At 65.9% G+C, this 13,233-nt stretch carries 12 protein-coding genes and 1 pseudogene; 7 read left to right on the forward strand and 6 right to left on the reverse strand.

The features are described 5' to 3' along the window. A pseudogene (locus HF886_RS20405) lies at positions 1 to 755 on the reverse strand (acetyl-CoA C-acyltransferase); the annotation flags it as partial. A 189-nt stretch (positions 756 to 944) separates the two neighbouring features. Here HF886_RS20405 and echA20 point away from each other — a divergent pair. From echA20 to HF886_RS20440, 7 genes are all read left to right on the forward strand, one after another. After that, entirely contained in the window at positions 945 to 1,706 is a 762-nt protein-coding gene (echA20, locus tag HF886_RS20410) for a (7aS)-7a-methyl-1,5-dioxo-2,3,5,6,7,7a-hexahydro-1H-indene-carboxyl-CoA hydrolase (RefSeq protein WP_169623094.1), read from the forward strand. A gap of 30 nt (positions 1,707 to 1,736) precedes the next feature. Then, positions 1,737 to 2,630: a cholesterol ring-cleaving hydrolase subunit IpdA gene (ipdA, locus tag HF886_RS20415; RefSeq protein ID WP_206037455.1), complete on the forward strand. Its 894-nt coding sequence runs from the start codon at positions 1,737 to 1,739 to the stop codon at positions 2,628 to 2,630. Next, complete coding sequence (gene ipdB, locus HF886_RS20420; RefSeq protein ID WP_169653323.1) at positions 2,627 to 3,385, forward strand: cholesterol ring-cleaving hydrolase subunit IpdB; 759 nt, start codon at positions 2,627 to 2,629, stop codon at positions 3,383 to 3,385. The genes ipdA and ipdB overlap by 4 nt, the downstream gene beginning before the upstream one ends. Beyond that, positions 3,382 to 4,461 (forward strand): nitronate monooxygenase, encoded by a 1,080-nt coding sequence (locus HF886_RS20425; protein ID WP_169623092.1) that lies wholly within the window; start codon positions 3,382 to 3,384, stop codon positions 4,459 to 4,461. Before ipdB ends, HF886_RS20425 begins: the two co-directional genes overlap by 4 nt. 139 nt (positions 4,462 to 4,600) lie before the next feature. Continuing rightward, on the forward strand, positions 4,601 to 6,595 hold the full coding sequence (locus HF886_RS20430) for a CocE/NonD family hydrolase (protein ID WP_169653339.1): 1,995 nt from the start codon (positions 4,601 to 4,603) through the stop codon (positions 6,593 to 6,595). A 95-nt stretch (positions 6,596 to 6,690) separates the two neighbouring features. Then, on the forward strand, positions 6,691 to 7,590 hold the full coding sequence (locus tag HF886_RS20435) for a cyclopropane mycolic acid synthase family methyltransferase (protein ID WP_169653324.1): 900 nt from the start codon (positions 6,691 to 6,693) through the stop codon (positions 7,588 to 7,590). A 481-nt stretch (positions 7,591 to 8,071) separates the two neighbouring features. Then, positions 8,072 to 8,335 (forward strand): MerR family transcriptional regulator, encoded by a 264-nt coding sequence (locus tag HF886_RS20440; protein ID WP_169623098.1) that lies wholly within the window; start codon positions 8,072 to 8,074, stop codon positions 8,333 to 8,335. Between the two features lie 12 nt (positions 8,336 to 8,347). Here HF886_RS20440 and HF886_RS20445 read toward each other — a convergent pair whose 3' ends face one another. The 5 genes from HF886_RS20445 to HF886_RS20465 all read right to left on the reverse strand — a co-directional run bounded on the left by HF886_RS20445 (position 8,348) and on the right by HF886_RS20465 (position 13,212). Further along, positions 8,348 to 8,530 (reverse strand): YbdD/YjiX family protein, encoded by a 183-nt coding sequence (locus HF886_RS20445; protein WP_169623090.1) that lies wholly within the window; start codon positions 8,528 to 8,530, stop codon positions 8,348 to 8,350. Continuing rightward, complete coding sequence (locus tag HF886_RS20450; protein ID WP_169653325.1) at positions 8,527 to 10,854, reverse strand: carbon starvation CstA family protein; 2,328 nt, start codon at positions 10,852 to 10,854, stop codon at positions 8,527 to 8,529. Before HF886_RS20450 ends, HF886_RS20445 begins: the two co-directional genes overlap by 4 nt. A 168-nt stretch (positions 10,855 to 11,022) precedes the next feature. Continuing rightward, positions 11,023 to 11,292, reverse strand: coding sequence for a DUF2277 domain-containing protein (locus tag HF886_RS20455; protein ID WP_169653326.1), 270 nt, complete (start codon positions 11,290 to 11,292; stop codon positions 11,023 to 11,025). 145 nt (positions 11,293 to 11,437) lie between these two features. Beyond that, entirely contained in the window at positions 11,438 to 12,592 is a 1,155-nt protein-coding gene (locus HF886_RS20460; RefSeq protein ID WP_169653327.1) for an acetyl-CoA C-acetyltransferase, read from the reverse strand. Then, on the reverse strand, positions 12,589 to 13,212 hold the full coding sequence (locus HF886_RS20465) for a TetR/AcrR family transcriptional regulator (RefSeq protein ID WP_169623086.1): 624 nt from the start codon (positions 13,210 to 13,212) through the stop codon (positions 12,589 to 12,591). The genes HF886_RS20460 and HF886_RS20465 overlap by 4 nt, the downstream gene beginning before the upstream one ends. Positions 13,213 to 13,233: the final 21 nt, after the last annotated feature.

The raw sequence follows: 13,233 nt of genomic DNA on the forward strand, positions 1-13,233 counted from the left end.
GTGCCGTCCGGACGGAACACCGGCTCGAGCTGGCTGACCTTCTCGTACGTGGTGCCGGCGCGCGGGCCGTCGTCGGTGGAGACGACCGTGCCGTCGGCCAGCGTGACGGGCGTGATCTCCTTTGCGAAGAACCCCGACTTGATGGCTTCCTCGGCCCGGTTGTGCGAGCGGACGCCCCACCGGTCCTGGTCTTCGCGGGAAATCCCCGTGTAGGACGCGACGTTCTCGGCGGTCTGGCCCATCCCCAGGTACACGTCCGGGAGCAGACCGTCCTTGCGCGGGTCCGTCCAGGCGACGCCACCCTCGGCCAGCGTGGCACTGCGCGCCTGCGCGTCGTCGAACAGCGGGTTCTTGGTGTCGGGCAGGCCGTCGGCATTGCCGGTTACGAAGCTCGACACCGACTCGACACCGGCGGAGATGAACACGTCGCCCTCGCCGGCCTTGATCGCGTGCAGCGCCATGCGGGTGGTCTGCAGCGACGACGAGCAGTACCGGTTGACGGTCACGCCGGGAAGGAAGTCGTAGCCGAGCTGCACGGCGACCACGCGGGCGATGTTGAAGCCGGACTGGCCGGCGGGCTGGCCACAGCCGACCATCAGGTCGTCGATCTCCGCCGGATCCAGGTCCGGAATCTTCGCGAGTGCCGCGGCGACCATCTGTGTCGCCAGATCGTCGGGGCGGATCGACGCGAGCGAACCCTTGCGCGCGCGCCCGATGGGCGATCTCACGGCCGACACGATTACTGCTTCGGTCATCTTCTCTCCTCGTATTCGTTATGTAACAGGTTGGGGCCGAACGTAGTACGCCCTCAGATTTCGAGGAAATCGCGTTTCGGCGAGAGAGCTGTGGCGCGGGCGAGCGTTCCGGGCTCCTGTGCCCCACAGGGTTCGTGTGCTAACTTACCAAGCAATCGCTTGGTTTGGTACAGACGTTAGGAACATGCCATGGGCATCACCTCGACCTCCGACAGCGCCGGTATCACCACGGTCACCGTCGACTTCCCCCCTGTGAACGCCCTCCCCTCGCAGGCGTGGTTCGACCTGGCCGACGCGGTCCTCACCGCCGGTAAGGACCCGAAGACGCACGTCGTGATCCTCCGAGCCGAGGGCCGAGGCTTCAACGCGGGCGTCGACATCAAGGAAATGCAGGCCACCGAGGGTTACGAGGCCCTCATCGCCGCCAACCACGGTTGTGCCGCGGCCTTCGCAGCGGTCTACGACTGCGAGGTTCCCGTGATCGTCGCCGTGAACGGCTTCTGCGTCGGCGGCGGCGTCGGCCTCGTCGGAAACGCCGATGTCATCCTCGCGTCCGACGACGCGGTCTTCGGCCTCCCCGAGGTGGACCGGGGTGCACTCGGAGCGGCGACGCACCTCGCGCGTCTCGTGCCGCAGCACCTCATGCGCACGCTCTACTACACGGCACAGAACGTGACTGCCCAGCAACTCGAGCACTTCGGTTCCGTCTACAAGGTCGTCCCGCGTGACGAACTGGACGGGGCCGCACGCGAGGTCGCCGAGATGATCGCGGCCAAGGACACCCGCGTCATCCGCCGGGCGAAGGAAGCGATCAACCGCATCGACCCCGTCGATGTCAAGACCAGCTACCGCATCGAGCAGGGCTTCACGTTCGAGCTCAACCTCGCCGGGGTCGCCGACGAGCATCGCGACGAATTCGTCGCCACCGGAAAAGCCCGGACCAACAGCTGAAGTCCCCTCTCTCACAGGAGTTCGAAACCCATGCGTGACAAGAGAATGTCGCTCGACGATGTGGTCGGCGAGCTGCGCAGCGGAATGACCATCGGCATCGGTGGCTGGGGTTCGCGCCGCAAGCCGATGGCACTGGTCCGCGCGATCCTGCGATCGGACATCACCGACCTGACGGTCGTGACCTACGGCGGCCCGGACCTCGGCCTGCTGTGCTCGGCCGGGAAGGTCAAGAAGGCGTACTACGGTTTCGTCTCCCTCGACTCGGCACCGTTCTACGACCCGTGGTTCGCCAAGGCCCGCACAGGCGGCGAGATCATCGCGCGCGAAATGGACGAGGGAATGGTCAAATGCGGCCTCGAGGCCGCCGCCGCGCGCCTTCCCTTCCTTCCGATCCGCGCCGGACTCGGTTCGGACGTCGTCGAATTCTGGGAAGGCGAGCTGAAGACCGTCACCTCCCCCTACCCGGGGCCGGACGGCACCGAGACCTTGATCGCGATGCCCGCGCTGAACCTCGATGCGTCGCTGGTGCACCTCAATATCGGTGATGCACACGGCAACGCCGCGTACACGGGTGTCGATCCCTACTTCGACGACCTCTACTGCATGGCCGCCGAGAAGCGCTACGTCTCGGTCGAGCGGATCGTCGACACCGAAGAACTCGTCAAATCCGTTCCGCTGCAGTCCATCGTTCTCAACCGGATGATGGTCGACGGGGTTGTCGAAGCACCCGGCGGTGCGCACTTCACCCTCGCGGGCGACAGTTACGGGCGCGACGAGAAGTTCCAGCGTCATTACGCCGAGTCGGCCAAGGACCCCGAGTCCTGGCAGAAGTTCGTCGATCGCTTCCTGTCGGGCAGCGAGGACGACTACCAGGCCGCCGTCCAGAAATTCGCAGCCGAATCCAAGAGTGGGGAGCAGGCATGACCACCACCGAGACCGTCACGCGCGCCGAGTACTGCGCGATCGCGTGCGCCGAGATCTTCTCCGGCGCAGGCGAAATCATGGCCAGCCCGATGGCCACTCTCCCCCAGATCGGCGCCCGGCTCGCCAAGCTCACCACCGAGCCCGACCTGCTGATCACCGACGGGGAAGCACTCATCCTCGCCGAGGTTCCGCCGCTCGGCGCCAAGGCCCCGATCGAGGGATGGATGCCGTTCCGCAAGGTGTTCGACGTGGTCGCGTCCGGTCGGCGCCACGTGGTCATGGGTGCCAACCAGATCGATCGCCACGGTAACCAGAACCTCTCGGCCTTCGGTCCGCTCCAGCACCCCACCCGCCAGATGTTCGGCGTGCGCGGCGCCCCGGGCAACACCATCAACCACGCCACGAGTTACTGGGTCGGCCGGCACACCGCTCGGGTGTTCACCGACAAGGTCGACATCGTCTCGGGCGTCGGATACGACAAGATCGATCCCGAGAATCCGGCGTACCGGTTCCTGAGCATCCCCCGCGTCGTCACCAATCTCGGTGTCTTCGACTTCGGCGGCCCGGGCCACACGTTCCGGGCACTGTCGCTGCACCCCGGTGTCGAGGCCGCAACTGTCGCCGAGAACACCTCCTTCGAGGTTGCCGGGCTGAACGAGGCCGGCGTGACCCGCGAACCGACCGCCGAGGAACTGCGGCTCATCCGCGAGGTCCTCGACCCGAAGAGTCTGCGCGACCGCGAGGTCTCCCTGTGACAACCCTGCGCACGCCCCTCACGGAACTGGTGGGCATCGAACATCCCATCGTCCAGACGGGCATGGGATGGGTGTCCGGTCCCCGCTTGACCGCGGCAACGTCGAACGCGGGCGGCCTCGGCATCCTCGCCTCGGCAACGATGACGTACGCCGAACTCGAGGCCGCGGTTGCGAAAACCAAGTCCCTCACCGAGAAGCCGTTCGGCGTCAACATGCGCGCCGACGCCTCGGATGCGGCAGAGCGCATCGATCTGCTGATCCGGGAGAACGTCAAGGTCGCGTCGTTCGCGCTGGCCCCCAAGAAGGAACTGATCGCCAAGCTCAAGGACCACGGCATCGTCGTGATCCCGTCGATCGGCGCCGCCAAGCACGCGGTGAAGGTCGCGTCGTGGGGTGCGGACGCCGTGATCGTGCAGGGCGGTGAGGGCGGTGGGCACACCGGCCCGGTCGCCACGACACTGTTGCTGCCGAGCGTGCTCGACGCCGTCGACATCCCGGTGATCGCCGCGGGCGGTTTCTTCGACGGACGCGGGCTCGCCGCTGCCCTCTCGTACGGCGCCGCCGGCGTCGCGATGGGCACCCGGTTCCTCCTCACGAGCGACAGCGCGGTACCGGACTCCGTCAAGCAGCAGTATCTTGCGCGGGGGCTTCAGGACACGACCGTCTCGCTCAAGGTGGACGGCATGCCGCATCGCGTGCTCAACACCGATCTCGTGGACAGCCTCGAACGGTCCAGTTACGCGAAGGGTTTGGTCGCGGCGGCACGCAATGCGACCAAGTTCAAGTCCATGACCGGGATGAAATGGTCCACTCTCGTCCGGGACGGTCTCGCGATGAAGAAGGCGAGCGATCGCACCTGGCAGCAGATCATCATGGCCGCCAACACTCCGATGCTTCTGAAAGCCGGTCTGGTCGACGGTAATACGGAAGCCGGTGTCCTCGCCTCCGGCCAGGTCGTCGGCATGGTCGACGACCTGCCGAGTTGCCAGGAACTCATCGATCGGATCGTCGCCGAGGCGGTCGAGCGAATCGACGCTCTCGGCGCCCTGCGCGAGTCGGGACGACCCGCAGCCTGATCACGCCCTCGTAGCACAGCAGCACCCGGCCACCACGTGGCCGGGTGCTGCGGCGTTTCCCGGCAAGGGGGAGCGCCGGCACGGTACCGTGCCCCGAAAAGCTGTCACGGCAGGTCGGGGGTCCCGCGTGCGAAAAGCAATGTCCCGGGTGTCGGTCGCGGTGGCGATCACGACGATCGCGCTGGCCTCGGCCGTTCCGGCAGTGGCCGACCCGTCCGGTGGTTCCGATGCGGTGGCGTGGCAAGCAAGCGTGGACGTTCCCGACGCCTATCCCGGGACCGCAGTCGATTGGGACGTCCCCATCACGCTCAGCGACGGTACTGTGCTGCGGGCGAATGTGTTCCGGCCGGCGAATGCCGACGGCTCGCCCATTGCCGAGCCGACGCCGGTGGTACTCAACCTCACGCCCTACACAAAATTGCTGTCCACGCTCGCCTCAGTGGCCATGGAGGATCCGTCCGTCGGACCGGTCGTCGAGGATCTCGGCACCACCTTGAATCTGGGTGCCCCGCTCGACGGGATCACCGAACTCGCGGCCCCCGCATCGCAACTCGGTAAGGCGTTCGGACTCAACCGCGACCTGGTGCAGAACGGGTACACCCAGGTCGTCGTCGACGTTCGCGGCACCGGATTCTCCCCCGGTCAGTGGCAGATCCTGGGTCCTCGCGAACAACAGGACACCGTCGAGGTGATCGACTGGGCGGCTTCGCAACCGTGGTCCAACGGCCGCGTGGGGACGACGGGCGTGTCGTACTCGGCGATCAATCAAATCCAGGCTGCGGGGCTTCGGCCCCGTGCTCTCGACGCCGTGTTCGCGGTCGAACCCGGCAACGATCTTCTCCGCGACATCGTCGGAACGGGTGGCGCACTGGGCATCGGTTTCATGCCCGCCTGGCTCGGCCTCGTCAACGGGCTCAAGTGGTTGCCCGATGTGCAAGCGCTGATCGAGGGCCGGTTCGACGCGCAGTGGTTACGAGATCGGCTCGCCGATCCCGCCACGAAGATCCCGGAACTGCTGGAAGTCATCACAGCTCCGACTGTCGACGACGTGTCTCCCGGCGCTCTGGAGGTCGCACAGGACGGACCCTTCTACCAGGATCGGCAGGCGGACCTCGAGTCGATCACGGTGCCTACTTTCGTATTCGGGAACTGGCACGACATCTTCGCGAACAGCGAACCCGACATCTACAACCGGATTCCCGTCGAACCCGGCCGTAAGCAACTCGTCATGGGCGACGGGTACCACGCCGTGACGGGTACGAGTTTCGGCACGCCGGGGCATCCGCCGAACATCGCTGCACTGCAGCGCGCGTGGTTCGACCGGTGGCTCCGGGATATGGACAACGGAATCGAAGAGTACGGGCCCGTGACACTGTTGCAGCAGGGCGGCGGCTGGACCACCACCGAGCACTTTCCCCGCGCCGGAGTCCGCCACCAGAAGCTGTTTCTGGCGGCGGCGCCGAGCGGGAGTGCGGGGCATGCGGCACACGACGGGACACTCGTGTCCACTCCCCCGGTCGACGCGCGACGCCTCACCGTGACGCCGGGATTGCGCGGGTTCTGTTCGCGGGAAGGCGCGCAGGGCACGGCCGGCATCACGGTGTTGCTCGGCTCGGCGTGCAGCAAGGACTCCCGGTTCCACGAGGCCGAGGCACTGACGTTCACCACCGATGTGCTCACCGAGCCGATCGTGCTGTCGGGACCGATCAACGTGCACCTCAACACCACCCTCGACGCCACGGACGGATTCTGGTCGGTGTCGGTCAACGACGTTGCCCCGGACGGGCGCTCCACGGTCCTTTCCAGTGGTTCGCTGGTCGCCTCCCTGCGCGCGATCGACGATTCCCTGAGTGAGTTCACGGCCGACGGCGACTATGCCGAGGCACACCCGAGCCTCACTCTGGCGACGAGACAGCCCGTTTTTCCGGGCGAGCCGACATCGCTCGACATCACCACCATCCCCACGGATGCGGTGGTCGCACCGGGGCACCGACTGCGCATCGATGTGTATGCCGCGAACGTTCCGCGGTCACTTCCACTGGGACCGATGACAAGAGAGAGTGGACTGCGTCCGCAGCACCTCGAGCTCGACCCGACCGCACCGAGTTTCGTCACCCTGCCGACGGCGGGCTGACCCAACTGGGAGAATGAGTCGTCAGCACCGCCCGGGTGGTCGCGCAACCACGACGCGGTGTGAAGTGTGCAGCCACCACCGTGAAGGGTGCCTCGATGCCGAAACTGACGCCGTTCTATGAGAACGTCCAATCCCATTACGACCTGTCCGACGACTTCTTCGACCTGTTCCTGGACCCGACGCGCACCTACAGTTGTGCGTTCTTCGAGACCGACGACATGTCGCTCGAGGATGCCCAGAAGGCGAAGATCGACCTCTCCCTTGGTAAGTGCGACCTCCGGCCGGGCATGACGCTGCTCGACATCGGGTGCGGATGGGGGTCGACGATGCGGCGGGCGATCGAGCGGTACGACGTCAATGTCATCGGCCTGACCCTGAGCCGCAACCAGTACGAGCACGTCTCCGAGATGATTTCCGGGCTCGCGCTGGGGCGCCGCTCCGCGGAAGTCCGATTACAGGGCTGGGAGGATTTCGACGAGCCGGTGGACCGCATCGTGAGCATCGGTGCTTTCGAGCATTTCCGCCGGCGGCGCTACGACGCGTTCTTCGAGCGCACCTCGCGCATGCTGCCCCCGGACGGCCGGATGCTGCTGCACACCATCGTCGGCCACTCGCGGCAGTTGCTCGAGGACATGGATGTGGAGGTGAACCGGGACGACGCGCTGTTCCTGCGGTTCATCCTCAGAGAGATTTTTCCCGGTGGGCAGCTTCCGGAACGGGACATGATCATCACCGGCGCCCAGCGCCACGGCTACTGGGTGCAGAACATCGAATCGCTGCAACCGCACTACGCGCACACACTGGATCTGTGGGCGCGCGCACTGAAAGCGCGCCATGACAAGGCAGTCGAACTGGCCTCCGAAGAGGTCTATCAGCGGTACATGCGATACCTCACCGGCTGCGCGGAGAATTTCCGGCGGGGCCTGATCGATCTCCAACAGTTCACCCTCGTCAAGCACAACCGGAGCCGAGCGGGCAGCCACCGTTCAGGATGACGACGATCACAGAAATCTGCATTGGTCGCTGTAGACATTCCGGTTTGTCGGTTGTAGATTATGTGTTGTAAGTGAGAGCGAGTCCGAAAGAGGGCGAGAACGAACTGCCCGCTCAGGAGGCGAAAAGGCTTGGAGTAGGGCGCGTCGAGGCAGTGAGTTGAGTAGGTAAACCTCGAAGCGTCCGACTCCATCGGGGCCGGAGTTGGTGCGGCCCCAGGACATAAGGAATTACCCGGCTTGGAGGTGGTGCGCGGTCAGTTATCGAGATCAGGTTCCGTCCACCGAGGCGGGACACAGGTAGAAAGGCCGACCGACCAGTTGGCCCGTGCAAGTAGATATCTACGAACGTAAACCCCTGGACCCCGGCGCCGTAGGCGCCGGGGTCCCCGTCCATGTATACGAAGGGCGACACGCACACCTCGTGAAACAGAACAACGACGCCGAAGACAAGTTCGACGACGAGAACTTCCCTGCGTACAGCATGGGACGCGCCGCCGAGCTGCTCGGCGTCACCCAAGCCTTCCTCCGGAGTCTCGACACCGCGAACCTGGTCAATCCGATGCGGTCGGAAGGCGGGCACCGGCGGTATTCGCGATATCAGCTCCGCATCGCCGCCCGCGCGAGGGAACTCGTCGACCAGGGCACCGCACTCGATGCGGCGTGCCGGATCATCATCCTGGAGGATCAGCTCACCGAAGCCCTCCGCATCAACGACGAACTGCGCCGAAGCAAACACGACGAGTAACCGGCAACGCGGTCAGCAGCACCTCGCGCCGGGGTTCGCGTCCGCGTCCGCGTGACGCTCCCGCCAGTACTGACGCTCGCTCGGGACAGGACATCCCGGGTGGAGCCTGCGGTGCAGTTCCACGTAGCGCGCATAGTCGTGGTCACCCATCAACGCTCCGAGCCACCACCACACTCGGCGCAGTACCGCGGTCATGAGGTGCCCGTCTTCTCGTGAGCGTGCCGGCGCAACGGGCCGTCCCGAGTCACCGCCGCACCGGGAGGCCGGACCTTGCCCGACGCGATCAGTTCGTCCCACTGCTTCTGCAACTCCCGCTCGGCAGGGGTCGGAACGAACCCAGCGGGAGCGAAGATCTTGGACGGTACGTCCGGCGACTCCGTCGTCGGAAGCCCACCCGCACGTACGGCCTTGACGCACACGACGAGACCCGCCGCTACCACGACGAGCACGAGTCCCGCGAACACGATCGACAACGTGCCCTGGATGAACGTGTTCCGGATGACCGCGTCGATCTCGTCGAGGCTGTCCGCCGACCCGAACGCGGTCGCGCCCGAGTTCTTTGCGTCGACGAAGGCGCGGTGCTGTGCCCAGTACCCCACCGCCCGGTCCGAGGAGAAGATCTTCTGCCAGGACGCGGTCATCGTCACGATCAGGTCCCACACCAGCGGTACACCGGGAATCCACGCCCACTTCGTCATTCCCTTCTTCACCACGATGGTGAGAACGACGGTCAGCGCGATCGCCGCGAGCAACTGGTTGGCGATGCCGAACAGCGGGAAGAGGGTGTTGATGCCGCCGAGCGGATCGGTCACGCCCATCAGCAGGATCGCGCCCCACGCGGCGACCACGACCAGCGAGCAGAACCATGCGCCGGGCCGCCAGGACGGATCCTTGAAGCGGCGGGCCGGACCACCGAAGTTGCCGAGCGAGTCCGAGAGCATGAAGCGGGCGACGCGGGTTCCCGCATCCACGGTGGTGAGAATGAACAGCGCTTCGAACATGATCGCGAAGTGGTACCAGAACGACTTGAGAGCGTCGCCACCGAACAGGTCGCTGAGCACCTGGGACATACCGAACGCGAGCGTCGGCGCACCACCTGTGCGGGAGATGATCGATTCCTCCCCGACCGCTGCCGCGGCCCCGGCGATCTGCTCGGGAGTGATATCCGGCGACGACAGGCCGAGTCCGTTGACGTAGGTCGCCGCGGTCTCCGGGGTGCCTCCGGTGAGCACTGCGGGGGCATTGAGCGCGAAGTACAGGTGCTGATCGATGATGCAGGCCGTGACCAGCGCCATGATCGCGACGAACGACTCGGTGAGCATTCCGCCGTATCCGATCAGCCGGATCTGCTTCTCTTTCTCGAGCATCTTCGGGGTGGTGCCCGACGAGATCAGGGCGTGGAAACCGGACAGTGCGCCGCACGCGATGGTGATGAACAAGAACGGGAACAGCGAACCTGCGAACGCGGGTCCGTTCCCGGCGACCGCGAACGACGAGACGGCCGGCATCTCGATCACGGGACGGGCGACGAGGATGCCCACGGCGAGCAGGATAATCGTGCCGACCTTCATGAACGTCGAAAGGTAATCGCGCGGCGCGAGCAGCAGCCAGACCGGTAGTACCGACGCCGCGAACCCGTAGGCGATCATCAGCCATGCGATGGTGACCGGAGAAAGGGTGAACCATTCCGTGCCCCAGTTCGTTTCGGCGACCCACCCACCGGAGATGATCGCCAGCAGCAACAGGGCCACTCCGATGAGCGAGACCTCCGCGACTTTGCCGGGTCGCAGGAACCGCAGGTACACGCCCATGAACAGGGCGATCGGGATGGTCATCGCGATGGAGAACAGCCCCCACGGGCTCTCGGCCAGGGCATTGACCACGACGAGTGCGAGTACCGCGATGAGAATGACCATGATGACGAAAACCGCGATCAGGGCGGCGGTTCCGCCGACAACGCCGAGTTCTTCGCGCGCCATCTGTCCCAGGCTGCGCCCACGGCGCCGCGTCGAGATCCACAACACGAGGAAGTCCTGGACCGCTCCGGCGAAGACCACTCCGACGACGATCCAGATCGTGCCGGGCAGATAACCCATCTGCGCGGCGAGAACCGGACCGACGAGCGGTCCCGCGCCTGCGATCGCGGCGAAATGATGACCGAACAACACCCGCCGGTCGGTCGGCATGTAGTCCTTGCCGTTCTCGAGCACCTCGGCAGGAGTGGCACGATCGTCGCGCGGTTGCACGATCTTTCGCTCGATGAACTTGGCATAGAACCTGTACGCGATCAGATAGGTACAGACCGCCGCGATGACGAACCACACGGCGTTGACGTCCTCGCCGCGCACCAGCGCGATCACGGCCCAGGCGACGGCACCGGCGACCGCCAAGAGGACGAACACGATGCGCGCGGTCAGCGACATCGGAGTTCGATCGACGACGCCGACCGGCGGCAGATCCGGGTCCGTACGGAGATATTCGACGTACTCGCGGCTGTGCGGCGACTGCTCGACGGCCATTTCGGCTCCTCACCGGGTCGGCGCGGGACCGTGCGCGACGCCACGGTGGTCCGCGTCGTCGCGCACGATGCTGGCCTGCGTCACGCTACTCGCGCGAAGCCGGTGAGAACCGGGAAAATGGTCCGAATGCAGAGGTTCGGGTGCGTACTGCTGCGGGGCTCTACAGCGTCAGCCGCGCGCCGCCATCCGCGCCCGGACCTCGGGACGCCGCAACGGCGGAACGGTGCGGGGAGGCTGTCTCCGTTCGGGCAGCGACGCCAGCAGCCTGGTGGTCGTCGCGGCTACCTCGGCGACAGCCTGGTCGAACGGCTCCCGGGTCGCGTCGGACAAGGACTGGATTCCGGTGACCTTACGGACGTACTGCCGGGCGGCCGCCTCGATTTCCTCGGCGGTCGCTGCCGGCTCGAGTCCGCGCAGCTCTGTGATGTTCCGGCACATATCCCGAAGGGTAGTCCCGAACCACCGTTCCGACAGCGCCTAGCACGATACGGACGTATACCGGCAGCGCATCACCGAACCGTCGCGTCGGTAACACGCGCGCGGTGTCCGCCCCGGCCGGCAACCGGGGCGGACACCGAGGACGTCAGGAGTCGAGACGCTCGATGATCGTCACGTTGGCAGTGCCGCCGCCTTCACAGATGGTGAGCAGGCCGTAACGACCGCCGGTGCGCTCGAGTTCGTTCAGGAGCGTCGACATCAACTTGGTGCCGGTCGCGCCGAGGGGATGACCGAGCGCGATCGCGCCGCCGTTGACGTTGACCTTCGCCGGATCGGCGCCGATCTCCTTGATCCAGGCCAGCACCACCGGTGCGAACGCCTCGTTGATCTCGATCAGGTCGATGTCGTCGATCGTCAGGCCGGTCTTCTCGAGGGCGTACTGCGTCGCCGGGATCGGGGCGGTCAGCATGAAGATCGGGTCGTCGCCGCGGGCGCTGAGGTGGTGGATCCGGGCACGGGGCTTCAGGCCGTACTTCTTCACGGCCTCGTCCGACGCCAGGAGGACAGCGGAGGCACCGTCGGAGATCTGGCTCGCAACAGCCGCCGTGATCCGTCCGCCTTCGACGAGCGGCTGCAACGATGCCATCTTCTCGAGGCTGGTCTCGCGCGGCCCCTCGTCGACGGTCGCGTCACCGAGCGGCACGGTCTCGTTGTCGAAGCGGCCTGCCGCGATGGCGGCCTTGGCGCGCTCGTGGCTCTGCAGTGCCCACTGCTCGAGTTCCTCGCGGCTGATGTCCCACTTGTCGGCGATCATCTCGGCGCCCTTGAACTGGGACACCTCGTCGCTGCCGTAGCGCTCTGTCCAGCCCGTGGACCCGCCGAAGGGCGTGTCGAAGCCGTACTGCTGCCCGGCCGTCATCGCCGACGAGATCGGGATCTGCGACATGTTCTGCACGCCGCCCGCAATGATGAGGTCGGCGGTATTGCTCATGATCGCCTGAGCGCCGAAGTGCAGCGCCTGCTGGCTCGACCCGCACTGGCGGTCGACGGTCACCCCGGGCACGTGCTGCGGGTACCCGGCAGCGAGCCAGGCGGTGCGGGCGATGTTGCCGGCCTGACCGCCGATGGCGTCGACGCAGCCGAACACCACGTCGTCCACGTCGCCCGGGTCGATTCCGGTGCGCTCGACGACGGCCTTGATGACGTGCGCGCCGAGATCGGCCGGGTGCACGCCGGACAGTCCGCCCTTCTTCTTGCCGATCGGTGTGCGCACCGCGTCGACGATGTAGGCCTCGGTCATGATTGCTCCTTATGCAGATCCGGGTTCGACAGTCCGTCGAGAACGATGGAAAGGTATTGCTGCGCAACTTGTTCTACGGTGAGGGCGCCGCCGGGGCGATACCAGCGCACCGCGACCCACACGGTGTCGCGGACGAACCGGAAGACGAGTTCGACATCGAGATGCGGCCGGAACGTACCGTCGGCCACGCCACGCTCGAGGACACCTATCCACAACTCCCGGAATTCGGTGTTCCGTTCGGCGATGTACGCGAAGCGTTCGCCCTCGAGGTGCTTGGCCTCGTCCTGGTAGATCGCCACCGCCGAATGCGACCTGTCGATCGACTCGTACGAGGTGGTCACCAGGGCCTCGAGCGTCGCACGGGAGTCGAGCCCCGACGCGACGATCTTGTGATACCGGTCGAACAGGTCGTCGAGGAATCCGCGCAGGATCTCGTCGACCATCGATTCCTTCGAATCGAAATGGTGGTAGAGGCTTCCCGAGAGAATCCCGGCCGCGTCGGCGATGTCGCGCACGGTGGTCGCGCGGACGCCCCGCGAAGCGAAGAGATCGGCAGCAATGGCGAGCAGTTCGGCGCGGCGTCCCGACTTACCGTTGCTGTCGTCGCGAGATGGAGTCATGGAGACATCCTTTCAAGCTGC

It is taken from the genome of Rhodococcus sp. 105337, assembly GCF_012844225.1.
In the GTDB taxonomy this organism is placed as follows: domain Bacteria; phylum Actinomycetota; class Actinomycetes; order Mycobacteriales; family Mycobacteriaceae; genus Rhodococcus.